22 protein-coding genes and 1 tRNA gene are annotated in these 22,316 nt (G+C 64.5%); 10 read left to right on the forward strand and 13 right to left on the reverse strand.

Translation table 11 applies throughout. The features are described 5' to 3' along the window. Positions 1–120: 120 nt before the first annotated feature. The 3 genes from ACSFC7_RS19285 to ACSFC7_RS19295 all read right to left on the reverse strand — a co-directional run bounded on the left by ACSFC7_RS19285 (position 121) and on the right by ACSFC7_RS19295 (position 4,627). Complete coding sequence (locus ACSFC7_RS19285; RefSeq protein WP_436344431.1) at positions 121–492, reverse strand: 30S ribosomal protein S8e; 372 nt, start codon at positions 490–492, stop codon at positions 121–123. 167 nt (positions 493–659) lie between these two features. Next, a complete protein-coding gene (locus ACSFC7_RS19290) occupies positions 660–2,012 on the reverse strand; it encodes an outer membrane protein assembly factor BamB family protein (protein WP_436344432.1) in 1,353 nt (450 codons plus the stop codon). Between the two features lie 359 nt (positions 2,013–2,371). Next, positions 2,372–4,627, reverse strand: a complete 2,256-nt coding sequence (locus ACSFC7_RS19295) for an NADP-dependent malic enzyme (protein WP_436344433.1) — start codon at positions 4,625–4,627, stop codon at positions 2,372–2,374. 146 nt (positions 4,628–4,773) lie between these two features. Here ACSFC7_RS19295 and ACSFC7_RS19300 point away from each other — a divergent pair, with 146 nt between their 5' ends. Beyond that, positions 4,774–5,265, forward strand: coding sequence for a phosphopantetheine adenylyltransferase (locus tag ACSFC7_RS19300; protein ID WP_436344434.1), 492 nt, complete (start codon positions 4,774–4,776; stop codon positions 5,263–5,265). 155 nt (positions 5,266–5,420) lie between these two features. Here ACSFC7_RS19300 and ACSFC7_RS19305 read toward each other — a convergent pair whose 3' ends face one another. Next, positions 5,421–5,729 (reverse strand): transcription initiation factor IIB family protein, encoded by a 309-nt coding sequence (locus ACSFC7_RS19305; RefSeq protein ID WP_436344435.1) that lies wholly within the window; start codon positions 5,727–5,729, stop codon positions 5,421–5,423. Positions 5,730–6,210: 481 nt separating this feature from the next. On the opposite strand from ACSFC7_RS19305, the gene ACSFC7_RS19310 reads away from it, so the two are divergent. The 4 genes from ACSFC7_RS19310 to ACSFC7_RS19325 all read left to right on the forward strand — a co-directional run bounded on the left by ACSFC7_RS19310 (position 6,211) and on the right by ACSFC7_RS19325 (position 10,325). Beyond that, positions 6,211–6,295: transfer RNA gene (locus tag ACSFC7_RS19310), tRNA-Leu, on the forward strand. A 614-nt stretch (positions 6,296–6,909) separates the two neighbouring features. Beyond that, entirely contained in the window at positions 6,910–7,722 is an 813-nt protein-coding gene (gene dacZ / locus ACSFC7_RS19315) for a diadenylate cyclase DacZ (protein ID WP_436344436.1), read from the forward strand. 1 nt (position 7,723) lies between these two features. Next, complete coding sequence (locus tag ACSFC7_RS19320; protein WP_436344437.1) at positions 7,724–8,488, forward strand: mechanosensitive ion channel family protein; 765 nt, start codon at positions 7,724–7,726, stop codon at positions 8,486–8,488. A gap of 463 nt (positions 8,489–8,951) precedes the next feature. After that, positions 8,952–10,325 carry an APC family permease gene (locus ACSFC7_RS19325; protein ID WP_436344438.1) on the forward strand — a complete coding sequence of 458 codons (1,374 nt, stop codon included), beginning with the start codon at positions 8,952–8,954 and terminating at the stop codon, positions 10,323–10,325. Between the two features lie 43 nt (positions 10,326–10,368). On the opposite strand, the gene ACSFC7_RS19330 is transcribed toward ACSFC7_RS19325, so the two are convergent. Next, on the reverse strand, positions 10,369–11,196 hold the full coding sequence (locus ACSFC7_RS19330; RefSeq protein ID WP_436344439.1) for a nucleoside phosphorylase: 828 nt from the start codon (positions 11,194–11,196) through the stop codon (positions 10,369–10,371). Positions 11,197–11,255: 59 nt separating this feature from the next. Here ACSFC7_RS19330 and ACSFC7_RS19335 point away from each other — a divergent pair, with 59 nt between their 5' ends. Next, on the forward strand, positions 11,256–11,732 hold the full coding sequence (locus ACSFC7_RS19335) for a DUF488 domain-containing protein (RefSeq protein WP_436344440.1): 477 nt from the start codon (positions 11,256–11,258) through the stop codon (positions 11,730–11,732). Between the two features lie 16 nt (positions 11,733–11,748). Here the strand turns inward: ACSFC7_RS19335 and ACSFC7_RS19340 are convergent, their stop codons facing one another. Further along, a complete protein-coding gene (locus tag ACSFC7_RS19340; protein WP_436344441.1) occupies positions 11,749–12,048 on the reverse strand; it encodes a hypothetical protein in 300 nt (99 codons plus the stop codon). A gap of 135 nt (positions 12,049–12,183) precedes the next feature. Between ACSFC7_RS19340 and ACSFC7_RS19345 the strand changes: the two genes are divergently transcribed. Next, positions 12,184–12,783: a flavin reductase family protein gene (locus ACSFC7_RS19345; protein WP_436344442.1), complete on the forward strand. Its 600-nt coding sequence runs from the start codon at positions 12,184–12,186 to the stop codon at positions 12,781–12,783. Positions 12,784–12,970: 187 nt separating this feature from the next. After that, the gene (locus ACSFC7_RS19350; protein WP_436344443.1) at positions 12,971–13,255 is read left to right on the forward strand and encodes a hypothetical protein; all 285 of its coding nucleotides are present in this window, start codon (positions 12,971–12,973) and stop codon (positions 13,253–13,255) included. Between the two features lie 95 nt (positions 13,256–13,350). Here ACSFC7_RS19350 and cdd read toward each other — a convergent pair whose 3' ends face one another. The 7 genes from cdd to ACSFC7_RS19385 form a co-directional block, all read right to left on the reverse strand. After that, positions 13,351–13,743 (reverse strand): cytidine deaminase, encoded by a 393-nt coding sequence (gene cdd / locus ACSFC7_RS19355; protein WP_436344444.1) that lies wholly within the window; start codon positions 13,741–13,743, stop codon positions 13,351–13,353. A 103-nt stretch (positions 13,744–13,846) separates the two neighbouring features. Beyond that, a complete protein-coding gene (locus ACSFC7_RS19360) occupies positions 13,847–14,893 on the reverse strand; it encodes an ABC transporter permease (RefSeq protein WP_436344445.1) in 1,047 nt (348 codons plus the stop codon). Next, positions 14,886–16,124, reverse strand: coding sequence for an ABC transporter permease (locus ACSFC7_RS19365; RefSeq protein WP_436344446.1), 1,239 nt, complete (start codon positions 16,122–16,124; stop codon positions 14,886–14,888). Before ACSFC7_RS19365 ends, ACSFC7_RS19360 begins: the two co-directional genes overlap by 8 nt. Further along, positions 16,121–17,776, reverse strand: coding sequence for an ABC transporter ATP-binding protein (locus tag ACSFC7_RS19370; protein ID WP_436344447.1), 1,656 nt, complete (start codon positions 17,774–17,776; stop codon positions 16,121–16,123). Before ACSFC7_RS19370 ends, ACSFC7_RS19365 begins: the two co-directional genes overlap by 4 nt. Before the next feature lie 6 nt (positions 17,777–17,782). After that, entirely contained in the window at positions 17,783–18,841 is a 1,059-nt protein-coding gene (locus tag ACSFC7_RS19375; protein WP_436344448.1) for a BMP family lipoprotein, read from the reverse strand. A gap of 169 nt (positions 18,842–19,010) precedes the next feature. Beyond that, positions 19,011–20,426 carry a phosphomannomutase gene (locus tag ACSFC7_RS19380; RefSeq protein ID WP_436344449.1) on the reverse strand — a complete coding sequence of 472 codons (1,416 nt, stop codon included), beginning with the start codon at positions 20,424–20,426 and terminating at the stop codon, positions 19,011–19,013. Between the two features lie 194 nt (positions 20,427–20,620). Beyond that, positions 20,621–21,256 (reverse strand): MaoC family dehydratase, encoded by a 636-nt coding sequence (locus ACSFC7_RS19385; protein WP_436344450.1) that lies wholly within the window; start codon positions 21,254–21,256, stop codon positions 20,621–20,623. A 236-nt stretch (positions 21,257–21,492) separates the two neighbouring features. On the opposite strand from ACSFC7_RS19385, the gene ACSFC7_RS19390 reads away from it, so the two are divergent. Both ACSFC7_RS19390 and ACSFC7_RS19395 read left to right on the forward strand, forming a co-directional pair. Next, a complete protein-coding gene (locus tag ACSFC7_RS19390; protein ID WP_090303481.1) occupies positions 21,493–21,813 on the forward strand; it encodes an AbrB/MazE/SpoVT family DNA-binding domain-containing protein in 321 nt (106 codons plus the stop codon). Then, positions 21,810–22,295: a hypothetical protein gene (locus tag ACSFC7_RS19395; protein WP_436344451.1), complete on the forward strand. Its 486-nt coding sequence runs from the start codon at positions 21,810–21,812 to the stop codon at positions 22,293–22,295. Before ACSFC7_RS19390 ends, ACSFC7_RS19395 begins: the two co-directional genes overlap by 4 nt. Positions 22,296–22,316 lie beyond the last annotated feature (21 nt).

A 22,316-nucleotide genomic window follows, 5' to 3' on the forward strand; every position in this document is an offset into this window, starting at 1 on the left:
CGATATCGGGGACGTCTGATCGGGAGTTGGTGCCGGATCGCAGAGAGCGAGGCTACTCGCGATCGAACGGGAGTGTCGGATTTCGCCCGTATCCGTAGGACGAACCGAGAAACAGGTCGGTTACTCGAGGAGAACGGCGTTGACGTGACCGGTCTGTCCCGGGCGGGACGTGACGCGGGCCCGTCCTTCCGAGGTCTCGACGACGGCGCCCTTCGTGATGATGTTTCGGCGGACGTAGTTCGGGTTCGCGTCGTTCTCGACGACGTCTTCGATCTCGGCCGAGACGGTCTCGCCGCCCTTGTTGACGCTCGCGACGTTCGTGGCGAGTGCGCGCGTCTTCGTGCCGTTGCCGCGGACGTCGACGGTTCGGAATCGCTGTTCGCCGACCTGCGTCTCGGTCGGCAGTCGACCGAGTTCGTCCTTACGGCGTTTGCGGACGTTCTTCAGTCGGCCACCGGTTCGCTTGCGCGTAGAGCTTCCCTGGTCTTGCATACCCGTGAAGAATCTCGGCGGATATTTATATGCAACGGCATGGACGCCGGCAACGAGCGATGGTGGCATGCCGAGGCCCCACACGGGTGTCGTCCTCTCGAGCCGTCCTCACCCGCACACATTCATCAGTGCGCTGCCTCACTCGGTCTCGCTCGTCCGGTTCGGGTTCACTCGTCGCCGACCAGACAGTACGCGTGACCCGGGACCTCGGTCGTCTCCTCGCCCCCGTCGTCGGTCGAGACCACGGCCCGTTCGGCGTAGTAGATCCGGCCGTCGACGGGTACCGCCGCGCTGGTGACGCGACCCCGGTTCTCGACCCGCCAGTTTCGGTCGCCGGTCTCCTTGTCGAGCGCGTAGAGGTGCGAATCGTACGAACCGGCGAGTACCGTCTCGGCGGTGACCGTCAGCGCACCGATCACGCGGCCGTTGACGTCCGTCGACCACAGTTCCTCGCCGGATTTCGCGTCGAGGGCGTAGACGTACTCGTCGTCGCTGCCCATGTAGACGACGTCCTCGTCGACGTCGACGGCCGGATTCGACATGATCGATCGGCCCGTCTCGAACGCCCACTCCAGCGCGCCGTCCTCGAGGTCGAGGCAGTAGAAATTGTCGTCCCAGCTGCCGACGTAGCCGTAGCCGTCGTGGGCCGCGACCGTTCCCTTGATCTGGGCACCCTCGCGGAAGGCACCGTCCGCCCGTTCCTCGCCGTCCGCTTCGGCCTGAAACTCCCAGGCGAACTCGAGCGAGGGGAACTCCCAGCAGTAGACGACGCCGTCGTTCGAGCCGGCGAGCATTCGGCCCGCCTCGAGGTCGATCGTCGGCGACGGGTGGGGCTGGCCCCACATGCGGTCGTCGCTCCAGAGCGGGTCGCCGGTGTCCGGATCGATCTCCCAGATCGTGCCGGTGGAGGGCGAGCCGAACTCGGAGACGACGTAGAGCGACCCGTCGTGGTAGGCGGGACTCGAGCCGATCGCGAGGGCGCCGTCGAGTTCGTCGCTTCGGGTTCGCCAGACGATCTCACCGCTCTCGACGTCGAGCGCGTAGAGGTCGCCGTCGTAACCGCCGATGTAGGCGGTGTCGCCGACGACGGCCGCCGAACCGTGGAAGCCGAGTTCCGTCGCGCCCGTCCGCGTCGACCAGCGCAGTTCGCCCGTCGGCGCGTACGCGTAGACCCAGCCGGTATCGCCGGCGAACAGGATCGTTTCCCCGTCGGGCGTCGGAACGGGGCTGGACTTGGCCGCCGTGTGCCAGACGTAATTGAGCGGGAACGCCCAGTTGACGGCCACCGAGTCCGGAACGCTCTCGTCCGGGTAGTAGCCGAGTCGACGCAGTCCGCCCTGGAATAGCGACACGTCGTCGGAGCCGTCGATGCGGTCGCCCAGCGTGGTCGGGAGGTCGGCACAACCGGCGAGTCCCGTCGCCGCGGCCGCTCCGCTCACACCGAGCAATCGTCGTCGGGAGATACCGGGGCCACGGTCTCGATCGGCCCCCGGCGCGGGGGAGTTGTTCGGACGTCTCATTCGGGATCTACTGACAATCAGCACCCGCGATAGCTAAAACGCGGCGGTTGGCCGCTCCTCGAGTCCGGTTCGAACGCGGTAAATGAACGGTTCCGTCCCTACTCCTGCTGGGCGTCCACGACCGCCACACCGGCCAGGATCACGATGTCGCTTGGACCTTTTTCCGCTCGGGTTCGTTCACGCCGTTTGCTCGCCACTCGCGCAAAAACCCCCACCAAAAACGCCGGAAGAGCGCTGCTCTTTCGAGCCCCCGTTCACCGCGTTCACGAGGAAGCCGCTCGCTTCGCACTCTGCGGCTTTGCCGCTCCGTTTCCGCGGTTCTCGGCATTCGGCCTCCGAACTGCGCTTCGCTCGCGGGACTACTCTTGCTGCGCGTCCACGACCGCCACGCCGGCCAGGTTCACGATATCCTTGACCTCGTCGCCTCGCTGGAGGACGTGGACCGGCTTGTCCATCCCGACCAGCATCGGACCGATCGCGGCGGCACCGCCCAGTCGCTGGAGGAGTTTGTAGCCGATGTTCCCCGACTCGAGGTTCGGGAAGACCAGCACGTTCGCGGGGTCCTCGAGTTCGGAGAAGCCGTAGGTACCCTCGAGGATGTCCTCGACGACGGCGGTGTCGGCCTGCATCTCGCCGTCGACGGGGAAGTCGACCTCGGGGTCGTCCTGGAGCATCGCCGCAGCGTTGCGCGGCTTGCGGGTGCCCTCGTTGTCGACGCTGCCGAAGTTCGAGTACGACAGGAGTGCCGCGCGCGGATCGATGTTGAACCGACGGGCGAGTTTGCCGGTCTGTTTGGTGACCTCCGCGAGGACCTCCTCGTCGGGGGCCTGGTTGACCGTCGCGTCGGCCACGAAGATGACGCGGTTCTTGAACGCCAGCAGGTAAACGCCCGCGGCGTAGTCGACGTCGTCGGCGGTGCCGATGACCTGCAGCGGCGGCCGCAGAGCGGAGGGGTAATGATGGGAGAGGCCGGTGAGCATCGCGTCGGCGTCGCCCTGTTCGACCATCACGCTGCCGAAGTAGTTCGAGTCGCGTTCGATGAGTTCGCCCGCCTCGCTGCGCGTGATTCCCTTTCGCGCGCGGAGTTCGTGAAGCCGATCGGCGTACGCCTCGTAGTCGCCGACCGACGGATCCGCGACCTGCGGATCGAAGTCCAGGCCGAGGTTCGCCGACGTCTGGCGGATCTCGCTCTCGTCGCCGATGAGGATCGGCAGGGCGATCCCCTGCTCCTGGATCTGGTAGGCCGCCCGGATCATCTTCTCGTTCTCGCCCTCCGCCAGCGCGACCGTCTTGGGGTCGCTCTTGGCCTTGTTGAGCACGACGCGCATCATCTCGCGCGATTTGCCGAGGCGGGCCTCGAGTTCCTCCTCGTACTCGTCGAGATCGATCTCGGTTCGGGCGGCACCGGACTCCATCGCGGCCTCGGCGATCGACGGTGCCACGCGGAAGAGCACCCGGGGGTCGACCGGCTTCGGGATGATGTAGTTCGGCCCGTACTGGATCGGCTCGTCGCCGTAGGCCTTGACGACCGCGTCGGGAACGTCCTGCCGGGCGAGTTCGGAGAGCGCCTCGGCGCAGGCGACCTTCATCTCCTCGTTGATCTCGGTCGCACGCACGTCGAGTGCCCCGCGGAAGATAAAGGGGAAGCCGAGTACGTTGTTGACCTGATTCGGGTAGTCCGAGCGGCCGGTCGCCATGATGACGGTGTCGTCGCGGGCCTCCTTGGCCTCATCGTAGCCGATTTCGGGGTCGGGGTTGGCCATCGCGAAGACGATCGGATTGTCGCCCATCGACTGCACCATCTCCTGGGAGACGATGCCGCCGATCGAGAGGCCGACGAAGACGTCCGCGCCGGCCATCGCGTCCGCGAGGTCGCCTTCGGGGACGTCGCGAGCGAACTGCCGCTTGTACTTGTTGACGTCGCCGCGTTCGGCGCGTTCCCGGGTGATGATCCCCGAGGAGTCACACATGGTGATGTTCTCCTTCTTACAGCCCAGCGAGACGTAGAAGCGGGCCGTCGCGATGGCGCTCGCGCCGGCACCCGAGAAGACGATCTCGAGATCCTCGAGGTTCTTTCCGGCGATGTCAGCGGCGTTGAGCAGTGCCGCACCGGAGATGATGGCGGTGCCGTGCTGATCGTCGTGGAAGACCGGAATGTCGATCTCCTCGCGCAGGCGTTCCTCGACGGTGAAACACTCGGGGGCTTTGATGTCCTCGAGATTGACGCCGCCGAACGTCGGTTCCATCATCTTGACGGCTTCGACGATCTTATCGGGATCCTCCTCGTCGAGTTCGATGTCGAAGACGTCGATATCGGCGAAGCGCTTGAACAGGACGCCCTTCCCCTCCATGACGGGTTTCGACGCCTGCGCGCCGATGTCGCCGAGGCCGAGGACGGCGGAGCCGTTCGAGACGACGCCGACGAGGTTGCCCTTCGCCGTGTAGGTGTAGGCGTCGGTCTCGTCCTCGTCGATCTCCAGACACGGCGCGGCCACGCCCGGCGAGTACGCGAGCGAGAGGTCGCGCTGCGTGTTCGTCGGTTTCGTGGTCGAGATTTCGATCTTTCCGGGGGGATCGGTTCGGTGGTACTCCAGTGAATCCTCGTCTAATCCCATACCGGGGACACTGCAGGCGACTACTAAAAACAATGCGAAGGGGAGTTTCGACGATCGTCGAAAGAACGTCCTTCCGATCCGTCGTGTTGCGTCGACTCGTTCCCCGATTCGACCGTTTTATACGCACCGCTCGAGTGAGGTGGAGTATGGACGTCGCGCTTGGTGGGACGTTCGACCCCGTCCACGATGGCCATCGTCGGCTGTTCGAACGGGCGTTCGAACTCGGGGACGTGACTGTTGGACTGACGAGCGACGAACTCGCACCGAAGACACGACACGTCGAGCGACGCGTCAGATCGTTCGACGAGCGAAAGGAGGCGCTCGAGGACGAACTCGAGTCGATCGCGGCCGAACACGACCGCGAGTTCGAGATTCGCTGCCTCGAGGGGCCGACCGGTATCGCGACGGAACCGCAGTTCGACTATCTAGTCGTCTCACCCGAGACCAAAGACGGCGGCGAACGGATCAACGAGATCCGTCGGGATCGCGGTCACGACCCGCTCGAGGTCGTCGTCGTGCCGCACCTCCGTGCCGACGACGGCGATATCATCTCGAGTACGCGAATCGTCATGGGCGAGATCGACGAACACGGGAACGTTCTCGAGGACGCGGAGAGCGAGACTGACGGCCTCGAGTAACTCGACACGGCCGTCTCATCGCGTACAGTGTACGTAGCCGTTCACCGCTGTTGCGCTCGGTTTCGGCTGCGTATCGTCTACTTACAGTGGCCCAGTGTGAAACTGTCTCACTGAAACGGTCGAAACAGTCGGTCGAAACAGTCGGTTCGGTCGACCTACCACTGTGGTGGCTCGAGGCCCGCCGCCTCGAGTAACTCCTTCCAGCGGGATTGAATCGAGAGTCGCGAGACGTCTGCGGCATCGGCGACGGTGCCCTGGGTTCGACCGTCGCCCGCGACGAGCGAGCCGGCGTAGACGCTCGCCGCCAGCACTGCCCGTTTCGACCGGTCTTCCTCGGGAACGTCGGCCAGAAAGAGGTCCACCGCACACGACCGCGCATCGGTCGAGAGCTCCAGTCGCTCCGCGACGCACTCGAGTTCCTCGAGCCACTGTTCGTATTCGATACGATCTCGAGCGCTGTGCATACGACGGGATATCGTCGCATCGTGGATAAAGCTACGGAATCGGGGTGTCAGAGAAGGAGTATTTCTTCGGTTCTCGATCCGTGTACTCGAAGAAACGATGGGCCAATGGGACGCTATCCCGGACAACGTTCAGCTACGAACGAGTAGGAAAACTGGCCGTTCACTGTTAGTTCCACTAGGATACAACTACTAAACCGTCACTGTCCCGGAGTTCCGATAGACGCTCGTCGTCCGGGCACGATCCGCGGCTGCGTCTCGTCTATGAAAGAGCCAACCTGCAAGCTCGTCTGCACCGGTTGCGGCCTGGAAATGCCGTACCGGAATCGATCGCTGGCCGAACAAGCGGCGGAGCTACACCAGCTTCGGGATTCGGAGCACGTGACGTTCATCGTGCCGCCGGACTGGTCGCCCGAGGAGCCAGTCACACAATCGTAGTTCGTATCGACAGGTTCTTACTGGGTTCGTGGATAGCTGAGTGTGAGCGCGGGTAGCCAAGCCAGGCCAACGGCGCAGCGCTTAGGACGCTGTCCCGTAGGGGTCCGCCGGTTCGAATCCGGTCCCGCGCACTGAGCGAGTTTTCGAACGAAGTGAGAAAACGAGTGAGGGAGCAGGACCGGATTCGCGGCCCAGAGGACGAGCGAAGCGAAGTCCTCGCGGTTCGAATCCGATCCCGCGCATTGGTGTCGCGAGCAAAACCGCGAGCGACGGCAGTCGTCGACCGGTTCAAACAAGACGAGTCGTGGTTCGAAACGCCGAAGGCGTTTCGTCATCACGAGAGAGCGAGGCTCTCTCGAACGAAGCGCCCGAACAAAGTGAGGGCGACCGTCTCGGCGAGGTTCGAATCCGGTCCCGATCAGTTTCGACCTGACCTCACTCGAGCAACGCCTGCTCCGAACACAGTCTCGAGGCCACAACGATGGCGAGAGACCGCCGAGGCGGGACGTACAACGACGAAACACGGACGGAGCAGCCGCTGATCAGTATCGAGACGGGATGACGGAGACGCCACGTGAGAAGTGGTCGAGTCTGACCGGTCGCATCGACACCATCTACCGGACGGCGCCGAGTCCGACGACAGGGACAGGAGCGACCGATCACGCGACGTACTCGGATGCCAGACGACAGACACACGTCAGACGGTCCACAACGCTTATTCACGCGGACGCAACTTATACGATCAATGGATGGGTTAGACGACGTCTTCGGGGATCTTCATGCGAATGTCGACGCAGTCGTTCTCTTTTCACCGAGTGGCTCGTACTACGAGCGCTTTGCGGATATCGAGGACCTCGATCTCATCGTCATCGGAACGGAGAACGCCGTCGGTGCGGAGACGTTCGTCGAACTCCCGCTGGCGTTCGACGACATCAGAGAGCGGATCAAATTCGGGATCGAGGGCGCCCTGGAGCAGGATTTGATCGACGGCGGTGACGAACTGTTGTGTGCGACGAACACCTTTAGCGACAGCATCGACACCATCTCGCGCGTCCGTGCGGATGCCGAAGCCCACACGGGAATCTACGATCTCTTCGTCAAGTCCCGCGCGGAGCCGGAGGTCGTCAAGGCCGTCCTCGAGCTGGCGATCGAACTCGGGAAGAAAGGGCAGAAGGGGAAACCGGTCGGTGCGCTGTTCGTCGTCGGCGACGCGGGCAAGGTGATGAACAAGTCGCGGCCGCTGTCGTACAATCCGTTCGAGAAGTCACACGTCCACGTCGGCGATCCGATCGTGAACGTGATGTTGAAGGAGTTCTCGCGGCTCGACGGGGCGTTCGTCATCTCCGATGCGGGGAAGATCGTCTCCGCGTACCGCTACCTCGAGCCGTCCGCCGAAGGGGTCGACATTCCGAAGGGACTCGGTGCCCGCCACATGGCGGGCGGGGCGATCACGCGGGATACCAACTCGATAACGATCGTCCTCTCCGAAAGCGACGGGCTCGTACGGGCGTTCAAGGCCGGCGAGCTCATTCTGGAGGTCGATCCGGAGGCGTACTGATATGGACTGGCAGATCCTCATCGACGAACCGGCCGTGATAGCCGCGGCAGTGCTGGCGCTCGGAATCGTCGTCGGCTATCTGGTCGGGCGGCTCAACGAGGAGCTGCTGACGGCGTCCGGTGTGCCCGAGACGGTCGAGGGGACGCCGTTCGAGCGGACTGCCCAGTCGATCGGTACCTCCACGGTCGGGATCGTCGCGCGATTGAGTTCGTGGTTTATCTACGGAATCGCCGTGCTCACGGCGATTCACATCGCGCAGTTGCTGGATACGGACGCGTTCTGGCTGCGAGTGACGGAGTTCATCCCGCAGGTGTTCATCGCCGTTCTCGTGCTCATCATCGGCTTCATCATCGCGGACAAGGCGGAACTGGTCGTCGGCGAGTACCTCCGGGGCGTCAAGCTTCCGGAGGTGTCGGTGCTCCCCAAACTGGTCAAGTACACCGTCCTGTACGTGACCTTCATCATCGCGCTGGGTCAGATCGGGGTTCACGTGGTCGCGCTCTTGATCCTGTTGACGGTGTACGCCATCGGAATCGTTCTCGTCGGCACCGTCGCCTTCAAGGATTTTCTCATCTCGAGTGCGGCGGGGATCTATCTGTTGCTCAACCAGCCCTACGGGATCGGTGATCAGGTTCGGATCGGCGAGCAGACGGGGATCGTCCAGGAAGTCGACCTCTTCGTGACGAAGATCGAGGACGACTCCGAGGAGTACATCGTCCCCAACCGGAAGGTGTTCGAGGATGGGATCGTTCGGATTCGGGAGTAGGGCGGTCCCTTCGGGACCGCTAACGAGCGGGGAGCAAAGCGACCCGCGAGTAGCGAGGTGCCTCCGGCACCTCGAACGAACGGCGCGCAAAGCGCGCCGTGAGTAGAGAGGTTCCATCGGAACCGCCGACGAGCGGGCGTTTCACGCCCTCGAGTAGCGAGTTGTGAGGTGAGTGACCGACTCGAGACCGATCGGGAGGCGACGAAACCCGGGAATATCGAGGACAAACGGGATCACTCAGTTACGCGACCGACGTGAGGACGATCGATCCGCGAGGTACTGGCTCGAGAAATTCGAGCACGGGTCGGACCCGATGCATTCGTACGAGTGCCAAGACACACGGATAGCCACGGGTTACCGAGTGCGGCAAATATTGATACCAATGTTATTGTATGAATCGATAATCCGCAACACTGTTATGGACTACCGGACATGTCTCGAACAATCTCTCGAGATAGATACAATGTCTGAACACGGGATAATCGACCAGAAAGTCGGGCTGATCGGAGCGACGGTACTGATAATCGGAAACGTCATCGGGGTGAGTGCGTTCGTACTTCCCGGGCCGCTGGCGGGCGATGCCGGCCCGGGAATCATCTTCGCGCTGTTGCTCGCGCTGATTCCGTTGACCTTCGGGATCCTCATGTCGCTACAGTTGGGGAGTGCGATACCCGTCGCCGGGGGGAGTTACGTCTACGCGTCACGGCTCGTGGGGCCGTTCTGGGGGTTCTTGCTCCCGTGGATCACGATCCCCGGCGTCTGGGCCGGAATGCTGTTCATCGGACTCGGGTTCGCCGAGTACGCCGGGTTCGTCGCCGATAACATCTCTGCCATTCCGTCGATCCCCGATCTCGGCCTGATATACGGGCTGCTTATCCCGTTCATCGTCTTGAACGTCCTCGGGATCAAGATGGTCGCCATCGTCCAGTTCCTGATGGTCTCGTTCATCGTCCTCGGGATGCTCGCGTTCATCGTTCCCGGCGCGTTCGTGATCGAGACGAACAACTACACGCCGCTGTTCCCGGAGGGGACCGGCCCCGCCATCGTCGCCGTCGTCTCGCTGTACTTCCCGCTTCGCGGCTTCCGACTCGTCGTCGAACTCGGCGAGGAGATGGAGAACCCGGCGAAGAACATCCCGCGCGTGCTCGGGCTGTCGGCCGCAATCTCGCTCTCGCTTCTGGTCGGGCTCGTCGTCGTCCTCGTCGGGACGACGAACTACGAGGTGCTCGGCGGTATGGACGCCGCCGTCGCGGAGGTCTCCCTGCAGAACTTCCCGACGGCGCTGACGGCGCTCGTTCTGATCGCCGCGGCGATGGGGGCGCTCACGTCGATCAACATGACCTACACCGCGTACTCGAGGCTCCTGATGCGAGCCGGGCGTGACGACATCATTCCGGGGGCCATCGCCCGCATTCACGACCGCTACGACTCGCCGTACGTGGCGGTGCTCCTGTTGGGAATCCCGCCGCTGCTCGTCGCACCCTTCTCACCGGGAACGGTCACCCTCTCCGTGGCGCTTTCGCTCACGATCCTGTTCGGTCTCGCCGTCGCCGGCGTCGCGCTGTGGAACCTGCCGAAGGTGTTCCCCGACCGGTACGAGTACTCGCTGTACAAGCTGCCGCCGTGGCTGCTCAAGACCACCGCCGCCGGTGCGGTCGTCTCCGCGGCGATCCTCTGGGTGCTGGTGTCGACCCAGCTTCCGTTGATGGTCGGCGTGCTCGCGGGCTGGATGCTTCTGGGCTACGTCTTCTACCGGGCCCGCATCGCGTACTTCGAGAAACGCGGTGTCGACCTCGAGGGTCGGATGAAACGCCTCCACGACAACGAGCAGGCGTAGGCCGGCCGTCCGCGGTTCGGCGACTAGTTTCGGGTTCGTTCGGTCACGCGTCCTCGAGCGAGAGCCCGGCGTGCCACCGTTCAGCGCCGGCTTCGCGTTTGACGGCGTCCATCTTCGCGAGCAGGTGAGTCGCGAGCGTCGCCGTCTCGGCGGCGCGAGATTCGCCCTCGGTCCGGAACTCGCCGGTCTCGCGGTTGGCGTAGACGGTACAGACCGCGCCGGCCCGGAGGCCGTAGATGTTCGCGATCGTCACGATCGCGCTCGCTTCCATCTCGATGTTCTTCACGTTCGCCTCCTTCAACTGATCGATGAGTTCGTCGCTCCCGGCAGCCTCGAACCCGTCGAAGCCGGGGCGACCCTGGCCCGCGTAGAACGAGTCCGCGCTCATCGTGATGCCCGTGTGGTAGTCGTAGTCGAGTCGCTCGGCGGCCGCGACGAGCGCGCAGACGACTTCGTGGTCGGCCGCGGCGGGGTAGTCCTCCCGGACGTACTCGTCGCTGGTCCCCTCCTGACGGACCGCGCCGGTCGTGATCACCAGATCGCCGACGTCCATCTCGGCCTGGATCGCGCCGCAGGAGCCGACGCGGATGAACGTGTCACAGCCGACGCGAGCCAGTTCCTCGACGGCGATGGCGGCCGACGGACTGCCGATGCCCGTCGACGTGACCGAGATCGGCGTTCCCTCTGTCGTCCCCGTCGCGGTCCGGTACTCGCGGTGGTGGGCCGTCATCTCGTGGTCGTCCCAGAAGTCGACGATCTTCTCGAGTCGCTCCGGATTCCCCGGGAGGAGCACGGTCTCCGCGACGTCGTCGGAGCCGACCTCGAGGTGGTACTGTACGTCGGCGTTCGGATCTTCGCTGTCACCGGTCATTCAGACGCTGAGATTCGCACCGCCGCCGTATATAACTGCAGGGCCGACGTACCGTCGGTATGGCACGCGGATCCGAGGGGACGGACGAAACTGACGGCGAGACTGGGATCGAGGGCACGCTTACGGACACCTACGTCGCCGCGCTACAACACGACCTCGTCGATCTCCCGCCCGAGACGACGCTCGTCGGCGTCGTTCGGAAACCGACGCCGTGGTTTCACGCCGCCGTCGACGAGAATCTGGCTGCACTCGGCCCACCCGCCGCCGTCCTCGAGTCGTTCCGGACGACCGTCGACGACCTCAAGATGCGCGGCATCTGCGAGGAGGGCGCGCACAACGCCGCGTGGGACGAGGTCGGATTCGAGGAGCGGTACCGGGAGCACCTCGAGGAGTCGGCCGACGCGCAGGCGGCGCTCGAGGGCCTCGAGACCCGACTCGCGGACGGCGAGTCGCTGGCGCTGGTCTGTTACGAGAACACCGACAAAAAGCGGTGTCACCGGACGGTGCTTCGGGACGTGCTCGAGAAGCGGAGATGACGCCGTCGTCGCGCACTCATCTCGAGAGCGGATCGAGCGTTCGCGGGACGAAATCGAGCGCGTAGGCCGCACAGTAGACGCCGAGCAGGATCATCGGCACTGCGAAGAGGAGCCCGTCGGCCCCCTGACTGGCCGCATTCTGTACGCCCGCCCAGACAGACGCCAGGCCGAGGGCGAGCAAGACCAGCGTTCCGATCACGTCGAGCAGGGCGTCCCGAACCGCCTTGCGAACGGCGGTATAGAGGGCCTTCTCGTCGAATTCCGAAGGCTGATCCGGGTTCTGATTTCGGTCCGGTGCTTCGTTCGGAGATGACATGATGGGAGGTTGAAACCAACTTCACAAAGTGGTTTTGGTCGACTCACTCGCCGCGAGTGCCACCTCGAGGACCGCACCCGAACAACTCGCCGGAACCCATCGAACTGATGTGGTGAGCGCCCCTATCCGCGCTTCATGCACGAGTTCGACACCGACGAGCGGTCCGAAGACGAGATCGCCCGGTTCGTCAAGACCGTCGTCACCCCGCGACCGATCGCCTGGATCAGTACGCGAAGCGCCGAAGGCGTCGACAATCTGGCGCCGTTCAGTTCCTACAACTACGTCTCGCTGCGCGAGCCGACGGTGCTGTTCAACACGCCCAACGGCGACCGCAGCGAACTGAAGGATACGGCGCGAAACGCCCTGAACACGGGCGAATTCGTCGTCAACGTCGTCACCGAGTCCGACATCGAGCGGATGGACCACACCTCGGCGTCGATCCCGCCCGAGGAGAGCGAGTTCGATCTCGCCGACGTCGAGCGCGCCGACTGCCGAACGGTGTCGGCGTCGCGGGTCGCGAACGCGGCCGTCTCGATGGAGTGTACGCTGCACGATTCGCTCGAGGTGCACGACAAACTGATGATTCTCGGCGACGTCCAGCACATCCACGTCGACGACGAACTGCTCGCCGAGGGTGATGGAAAACTCGATATGCGCGACCTCCCGACCGTCGGTCGACTCGGCGGGCCGTACTACACGGTCTCCGATCCGGTCGAGTTCGAGCGGCAGTTCTGAGCGGCGACTGATCGGATCGCCGGGAGTGCGGTGAGTCGAGTACACCGGGGAATTATGATCGCTGCCAGTGTCGACGCGCGTACGGAGCTATGGCCCCCTCGAGACTCGGTTCGAGCGATCATATCGAGGACGTAGGCGATCTGCTGCTACTCGTCTCGGTACCGTTCCTCGTGTTGATCTCCTTGCTGTGGGTGTTCGGTTTCACCACGCTGGCAACCATTGTCTCGTTCTCGTCTTCGTCGGGGTCGTCCCACTCTTCGTGCTGTTCGGTGACTCGCTGCTGGCACAAACTTGCGACGAATCGGAATCCACGGACGCAGTCGCGAACCTTCGAGAGCAGTACGTCGAGGGAGATCTCTCGGAAGCGGAACTGGAACGTGCGATCGGTCGTGAGCTCTCGGTCGACGAAGCCGATCCTGATGAGGGTTCAGCAACCGAACGGGAGCGGCTCACGGAACATGAAAAACGGTGACTGGCACCGTTTTCGAGGGACGGCTGTCCGGCCTGGGCGTTCGCTCGAGAGCAACTGTCTCCTCTCGAGGAGGCGAGGACACCCCTATGGCACGCTTACTCGAGCATCTCCTCGGTGATCGTGTTCGGTAGCAGGCCACCGAGCGTGTACTCGCTCGGCTCCTCGTCCTCGCCCTCGTCACACAGCACCACGAGGTCGCCGTCACAGAACTCGGACAGCGTCTGGCGACACATTCCGCAGGGGGTGACTCCGTCCCGGCGGCCGGAACTGACGGCGAGTCGCGCGAAGTCGCGGTGGCCGTTCTTGACCGCCTCGGCGACGGCGACCTCCTCCGCGTGGAGGCTGTTGCTGTAGTTCGCGTTCTCGAGGTTACAGCCGACGAAAACCTCGCCGTCGGCCGTCTCGAGGGCGGCACCGACGGGGTACTCGGAGTAGGGAACGTGTGCGGCGGACTGGACGTCGCGGGCGGCCTCGAGCAACTCGTTCATGGCCACTAGTGGCTCGAGGACGCGCAAGAAGGCATCGACCGCGACGAAACGCCGATCGAACGAGACGCGGATTCGAATCGACGCGAGCGCGGGGCGCTCGCGATCAGTCCTCGCCGGACTCGTAGTTATCGCCGGCGGCGTCCGGCAGCCGGGTTTTGCCGACGAAGACGAGCACGACGATCACCGTCACGTAGGGGATCGTCTGGATGAGATCCGTCGGGACGGCGTAGCCGGCCAACTGCAGTCGGATCTGCAGGGCGTCGAGGCCGGCGAAGAGGAACGAACCGGCCAGCGCGCCGAGGGGGTGGTAGTTCGCGAACAGGTAGGTCGCGATGGCGATGAACCCGCGGCCCCCGATGTCGGTCTCGCCGCCGCCGGCGAACGTCTGGAGTTGGCCGAGCGCGAAGCCGGCCCCGCCGAGTCCGGCGAACACGCCGGAGAGGAGCACCGCCGCGTAGCGGACCTTTCGGACGTCGACGCCGGCCGTGTCGAGCGCCTTCGGATTCTCGCCGCTGGCGACGACCCAGCGACCGAAGCTCATTCGGTTGAGGACGTACCAGCCGACGACGGCCGCACCGAGCATGATGTAGACCTGCGGCGGCGTGTCGAACAGCAGGTGGCCGATCAGCGGAATCTCGGAGAGCACCGGAATCGTCACGGCGTCGAACCGACCGACTCCGGCCGTGTTCGGGCTGTCGAAGACGATTCTCGAGGCGAAGGGTGCCAGCCCGAGCGCGATGAGCCAGAGCGCGAGTCCCGCGATGATCTGGTCGGCCTTGAACTCGATACAGACGATCGCGAACAGGAGGGCGAACAGCGTGCTCACGAGCACGCCCGCGAGCAGGCCCCACCAGTGGTGAGAGATCGCGAACGTCGACTCGCCGGAGCCGAGCCAGAAGGTGACGACGATCGCGCTGAACGCCGAGACGATGAGCAATCCCTCGATACCGATGTTGATGACGCCGCTCTTCTCGGCGAAGATGCCGCCGATCGCCGCGAGCGCGATCGGAACGGCGAGGCGAAGCGTCGCCGCCTGCCAGCCGCCGGGGGTCGCCCAGAGGAAGAGCGCGAGGGCGACCACGCCGGCGAGCGTCACCGCGACCGGATTCCGGTCGAACAGGTCGTGCGCCGTGCCGATCGGATTACGCATCGGTCTCACCTCCGTCGTCACCGCCGTCCGCCCGGACGGGTTCGGACTGTCCGATGTCGGTGAACTGCGCGCCGATCATCCGGAAGAACTCCGGCATCGCCACGAAGAGGATGATCAGCCCGCTCAGGATGCCGACCAGTTCCGGCGGTACGTCCGTCGCCGTGTTGATCGACTGCGATCCGCTGTCGAGGACGCCGAACAGGAACGCCGACGCGCCGACGCCGATCGGGTTGTTCCCCGCGAGAATCGAGACGGCGATGCCGTCGAACCCGTACTCCGGGACGCTCTCGAGCCAGCGGCCGGGGACCATGAGCACCCAGAAGGCGCCGCCGATCCCGCCCAGCGCGCCCGAGAGCGTCATGCTCGCGACGACCATGCGCTTCTCGTCGACGCCGCCGTAGGCGGCCGCGTCCGGCTGGACGCCGCTGGTCCGCAACTCGTAGCCGAAGGAGGTTCGGGCGAGCAGCCAGGCGATGCCGATCATGAGCGCGACCGCGAACCCGAGCGCGAGCAGCGAGAAGTTCATCCGCCCGCTGAAGCCGACGACGGGGATGTTCGGAATCTCGGCGTATTCGGGGACTCGCCGGGTCCCCGGGTTGGGGCTGTCGGGATCCTGGAACTGCCAGGACAGCAGCGTCGAGGTGATCCCGACGGCGACGAAGTTGAGCATAATGGTCGTAATGACTTCGTTCGCGTCGGCGTAGGCCTTGAGCGCGCCCGGAATCGCACCGAAGAGCCCACCGGTAATCGCACCCGCGAGCACGCCGAGCGGAATCAGCACGAGCATGCCGACGAGTCCGCCGGGGACGATTACCGCCGCGTAGAGGACGGTCACTGCCGTCGCGAGGCTTCCGACGACCAGTTGCCCCTGCGTTCCGATGTTGAACAGCCCGGCACGGAACGCGACCGCGACCGAGAGCCCGGTGAAGATCAGTATCGTCGTCTGCTGCAGCGTCTCCGACATGTCGAAGTTCAGCGGGTGCCAGCCGCCCTCGAGCGGATGGCCGAGCGCCCCGAGGAACAGTTCGTAGTAGACCTGCATCGGGTTGTAACAGAACGTCCAGCCGCCGAGGGTGAGTCCGGTCTGACAGGAGGCGAAGCCGCCGGAGACGAAGACGAGGACGCCGCCGATGAGGATCGACGCGAACAGCGCGGCGAAACTGATCGCGATTCGCTCGAACGCCGACGCGCGGATGAGTCGGCCGAGGAGTCGTTCGATCGTCCCTCTCATCGGTCACCTCCGGTGTCGGCGTCCGTGTTCGATGCCGCGTCGTCGGTAGTCGGCGTCGGAGTGGAGCCGACAGCCGAATCCGGCTGTTCGCCTGCCATGAGTAAGCCGAGATCCTCTTCGGAGAGGTCGTCGGGGTCCGTTACGTCCATAAAGGAGCCTTCGTAGATGACCGCGAGTCGATCGGAGAGACTTCGAACTTCGTCCAGGTTCGACGAGACGAGCAAGATCGCGACGCCCGCTCGGCGGAGGTCGAGCAGTCGTTCGTGAATGAATTCGGTCGAACCGATGTCGACGCCGCGGGTCGGATGGGTCGCGACGAGCAGTTGCGGATCGCGCTCGAACTCGCGGCCGACGATGAACTTCTGCTGGTTGCCGCCCGACAGCGACTCGGCGTCGGTGTCGGGGTTCGGCGGCCGAACGTCGTAGGTGTCGATAACGTCCTCGGAGTGATCGCGAACGCTGCTCCAGTCGATCCGACCGCCGTCGGCGAACTCGGGCGCGCGCTGGCTGCCGAGGACGCCGTTTTCGACGAGATCGAACGGCATGACGAGCCCGCGCTCGTGGCGGTCCTCCGGAATGTACGACATGCCGGCGTCGATTCGGTCTCGGCGCGACCACGCCGTAATGTCGTCGCCCTCGAGCGTGATCGCTCCCTGGTCGGGGGGCTGGAGGCCGGTGATCGCGTCGACCAGTTCGGCTTGTCCGTTGCCGTCGACGCCCGCGATACCGAGGATTTCGCCGGCACGAATCTCGAGATCGATACCCGAGACGACGTCGACGCCGCGGTCGTCCTCGACGGCGAGGTCGTCGATCGAGAGGATCGTTTCGCCCGTCTCGTTCGGCTCGGTTTCGGCCTCGAGGAGGACTTCCCGTCCCACCATGTATTCGGCCAGTTCGTTCCGATCCGTGCGAGTCGGATCGACCGTGCCGACGGACTTGCCGTCGCGGAGGACGGTCACTTCGTCCGCGGCGTGGGTCACTTCGCCGAGTTTGTGCGTGATGAAGATGATCGTCTTCCCCTGTTCCGTCAGTTCATCGAGGACGTCGTAGAGGCCCTCGACCTCCTGCGGGGTGAGGACGGCCGTCGGTTCGTCGAGGATGAGGATGTCGGCGCCCCGGTAGAGCGCTTTGAGAATCTCGACGCGTTGCTGGGCACCGACGCTCAGATCGGCCACCGTCGCGCGCGGATCGACGTCAAAGCCGTAGCGATCACAGAGGTCGCGAATCTCGCCGTCGATTCGGTCGCGATCGATCGCGAGTCCGAACCACTTCGTGGGTTCGGTACCGAGCGCGATGTTCTCCGCGACGGTCATCGTGTCGACCAGCATGAAGTGCTGGTGGATCATCCCGATCCCGGCGTCGATGGCGTCCCGCGGCGAGTCAAACGATCGTTCGGTACCGTCGACGACGACCCGCCCCTCGTTCGGCTCGTAGAGTCCGTAGAGGACGTTCATCAGCGTCGTCTTGCCGGCCCCGTTTTCCCCGAGCAGCGCGTGGACGGTCCCGCGCTCGACCCGGAGATCGACGTCGTCGTTCGCGACGACGCCCGGAAAGCGCTTGGTGATGCCATCGAGGTTGACGGCGAAATCGCGACTCATTGCTGTCCCTGCCGTTCCCCCGTCGTCAGTTGGTCCCGTTCCCGAACCGGTCATATGCGATTACAGGTCGTCAGGGTGGTCCGGAACGTCGATCTCGCCGTCGATGATCTCCTGTCTGGAGTCGTCGACCTGCTCCTTGATCTCGTCGGGGATCTCGTCACCGAGCGTGTTACCGTAGACGGCCTCGATACCGTCGTCTTCGAGGCCGAGTTGTTCGACTTCGCCGCCTTCGAACTCGTCGTTGACGACGGACTCGACGGCGGTGTAGACGGCCTCGTCGACGCGCTTGACCATACTCGCGATGACCACGTCCGCGTAGTCCTCCTCGAGCGACTGGTCGGAGTCGACGCCGATCGCGAACCGGCCCTCCTCCTCGGCGGCCTGGAAGACGCCGATGCCGGACGCACCTGCCGCGTGGAAGATGATATCGGCGTCTTCCTCCTGGTACATCGAGAGCGCCATCTCCTGTGCGGTGCCGGTGTCGTTGAAGTCATCGACGTACGACGTGACGACTTCGGCGTCGTCGTTCGCGTACTCGACGCCGGCCGTGAAGCCGGCCTCGAACGACCTGATCAGCGGCGACGTAACGCCGCCGACGAAGCCGACGACGTCCGCGTCGGGGTTGGTCTCGCTGTCGCCGGCCGAGAACTCCTCGGCGGTCAGCAGTCCCGCCAGGTGGCCGACCTGGAACGATCCCGCCGGTTCATCGAAGGTGTAGCTCCGGACGTTGTCCTCCTCGAGGACTTCGTCGATGATGATGAAGTTCTGTTCGGGATACTCGGGGGCGTTGCCCTCGAGTGCGTCCTTCTGTGCGAAGCCGATGCAGCTGATCAGGTCGTAGTCGCCGTCTTCCGCGAAGTCGCGCTGTGCGCCGTCGAACTCGCTGTCGTCGCCCGGCTCGGCCTCGCTGTAACTGACGCTGAAGTCGTCTTCCGCATCCTGGACGCCCTGCTGGGCCATGTCGTTGAACGAGTTGTCTCCCAGTCCACCGCTCGCGTACACCATGCCGACCTGGAAGTCCGTATCGGCGTCTTCGCCGAAGCCGCCGACACAACCGGCTATCGTTGTTAGTCCTGCGACACCTGCACCAGTAAGGAACCGCCGTCGATTCTGCGCCATGGCCCTGAATAGCGTAGACCTCCGGTTTATACTCGTCGGAATCGACGAATGTAATAGTAAAAGAACTAGCGAGACCACGTTTGTTATTCCTTGCGAACACAACTAGTGCGAAAATCACGGCAGGAGGAGCAATCCGCGGTTCGATCGCGAGCCGCTCGGCCCCGATCGACTATCGCGAAGCGGCGATCGCGGCCTCGACGACGTCACGAGCGTCCGCGACCAGATCGTCGACGCCGTCGCTCTCGGCGTAGATCCGCACGTAGGGCTCGGTCCCGCTCGGACGAACGAGGATCCACGAGGCGTCCTCGAACTCGAGGCGAACGCCGTAGCTCGTGTCGACCGCTGCCGCCGGGAAGGCCTCGGAGAGGTCGGTCTCGAGGGCAGCCATCGCGTCGGCTTTGGCGTCGTCCGGACAGTCGACGCTGACCTTTCGGTAGGGGCGCTCGGTGACCGGGTCGCGGAGCGTCTCCGTATCGCCGGCCGCCGCGACGAGGGCGCTGACGACGGCGGCGCTCGCGACGCCGTCGATCCAGCCGCCGAACGCGGTGTGGATGTGCTTCCACGGCTCCGCGGCGAAGACGACCGCCGTATCGCCGTCCGCCGTGGCCGCGCGGCGCTCTCGAGCGATTCCCTCGTGGAGCGCACCGAGACGAACTCGCTCGACGCGTCCGCCCGCGTTTCGGACCTGTTCGTCGATGCGCGCCGACGCGTTGGGCGTCGTCACGACGACCGGGTCCTCGGCGTCACTCGCCGCCGTGTAGTGGGCCGCGACGACGGCGAGCACCGTGTCCTCGTGGATCGCGTCGCCGTCGGGACCGAGGACGACCAGCCGATCGGCGTCGCCGTCGTGGGCCAGTCCGACGTCGAACGAACTCGCTTCGAGGAAGGCAGAAAAGTCCGACAGCGTCTCCGGCGTCGGTTTACTCTCGCGAGCGATGAAGTGGCCGTCGACGTTCGCGTTGAGCGCGACGACGTCGGCGCCGAGCCGCTCGAGGACGTGCGGCGTCGCGACCGATCCCATTCCGTTCCCGCAGTCGACGGCGATATCGAGGCCGTCGAGGGGCGTCTCGTTCCCCGTCGGTGCGTCGTCGACTGACGTCTCGTCCGCCGTGTCGAACTGGTTTCGCACGTAGGTGACGACGGCGTCTCGATACTCGTCGAGGACCTCGAGTTCCGCCGAGCGGCCCCAGTCGTCCCACCGGGTCGATTCGAGCGTGCCGTCGCCGTCGACTCGGTCCTCGATGGTCCGTTCGGCGTCGCGGTCAAATTCGACGCCGTTCGCGAAGAGTTTGATTCCGTTGTCCTGGGGCGGGTTGTGACTCGCGGTGAGCATCACGCCTTTGCGTCCGCGCGAGGCGAACGCGAGCGCCGGTGTCGGTACCTCGCCGATTCGATGCACGTCGGAGCCGGCACTCTCGAGGCCGGCTTCGACCGCCGCAGCGAGCGCGGGGCCGGTCTCTCGGCCGTCTCGTCCGACGACGAACGTCGTGTCGGGGTCGCCGGCGGCCTGTCCGACCGCGAGCGCGAGCGCTGGCGTTACCTCGTCGACTGGGCCGCGGATCCCTGCAGTCCCGAAGAGCGTCATAGCAGGCCGTTCCGCGAGGAACTACTTAGCAACGTTGCACACGAATCGGGAGAACGGCCGTCGCCGATTCCGGGGGACGGTGTCGTCACTGACTCCGATCGACAGTACTCGCGGGTTCGAACGGCGAGGGAGGGCTAGACTGAAAACGATGGGCTGCCAGACCGGCGACTAACCCTGATTCGTGACGGTGTCGACTACGCTTCGGGCAGGTCGTCGATCAGGACGACGGCTTCGCCGTTGATGACCGTCGCGTCCTCGCTCTCGTTTCGGATGATCGTCTCGAGGCGGTACTGCCTGTTGCCGAGGTCCTCGACGATCTCGACGCGAGCGGAGACGCGGTCGCCGATGCCGACGGGGCCGCTGAACTCGAGGTCCTGCGAGAGATAGATCGTCAGGCCGGGGAGTCGAGCCAGCGCGGCGCTGATGAGACCGGAGACGAGCGTCCCGTGGACGATCCGTTCGCCGAAACGGGTGCCGGCGGCGAACGCCTCGTCGAGGTGAAGTCGGTTTGTGTCGCCGCTGACGTGGGCGAACGCCCGGACGTCGTCCTCGCTCAGGACCTTCTCGAAGGTGACGGTGTCGCCGACGCTGATGTGCGCCGGGTCGTCGACGGTTCGGTCGAACTGCCAGTCGAGATTCGAGTGATCGATCGAGGGGATCGAGGCGGCGACGGTCTCGTCGTCGGACCCGTTCGATACGCTCGGTGCCAGCATCGCGGACATGGCCGCACGGTTGGCAGCGGTCGCACCTTCGAAGAAGGTCTGGGCCATCGACGTCCACGCGTCGGTCATGGCAGCGAAGTTGTGTTTCGCAGTCTTCTCGTGGGACATCTACCGGCCGGTAGGTGTGTGGTGGTTATGACTTCTTTGGCTGCGCCGAGCGGTCTTTAAAGCGATAGTAAACGATTATTAGGCGTTTTCCCGCCCGCGTTCGTCTAATCGCCGCCGCGGAACCGGCGGCCGATGGAAGCCGCGAGAACGCATCCCGATCCGTCGCGTTCCATCAGATGGTATCAGATGGCATCTAGTGGAAACCCTTATCAGGTCCGAGCCCATATGTACACTCGATGACGGACGACTCCGACCGATCGCTCTGGTTCCCGCCTGCGATGTTCACCGAACAGATGCAGGAGGCAGGCGAGCAGGTTGCCGAATCCCAGCAGGAGATGATGAAGAAGATGATGCAGGCCAGCGGCTCGAACCCGTTCGATACGGGCTCGAGTTTCGGCCCGATGAACATGGGAACGGCGACGTTCAAGGCTCGCGTCCAGAGCGGCGGTCGGATCAGCATTCCCGGTCCGGAACGGGAAGCCCTCGACATCGAAGAGGGAGATATCGTCCAGACGATCGTCGTTCCCGTCAAACGAAACCGAGAAGATCAATCATGACTCAGAACCCATTCACCGCCGTCTTCGACGCACAGCGCACCGCACTCGAACAGTCCCAGAACCTCACCCACGACGCCCTCGAGGCCCAGAAGTCCTCGATCGGCGCCTTCGGCGACGCCGTCGAGAGCTCCGGCGCACTGTTCGAATCCAACGCCGAACTGACCAAGGGCGCCGTCCACGCCTACTTCGACGCCCTCGAGGCCTCCATGCCCGAGCAGGCCGCCGAGTTCGACGAACTCCGCGACCTCGTCGACGAAGGCTTCGACTCCGCAACCGACGCACAGCAGCAGTCGCTCGAGGCCGTCGTCGAGGCCATCGACGAATCCGAAGCCGCCTACGACGAGTTCGCCGCCAGCTACTCCGAGGTCGTCGACAACTCGTTCGACGCCGCACTCGAGGCTCACGAACAGGTCGAAGAGAACGTCGTCGCCGCCGCCGAAAACGTCGAAGAAGCCGCCGAAGAGATCGACGTCTCGGCGTAAACCGCAGAATCAGGCGCAGCT

Origin of the sequence: Natronorubrum halobium (assembly GCF_051351675.1) — an archaeon.
Taxonomy (GTDB): domain Archaea; phylum Halobacteriota; class Halobacteria; order Halobacteriales; family Natrialbaceae; genus Natronorubrum.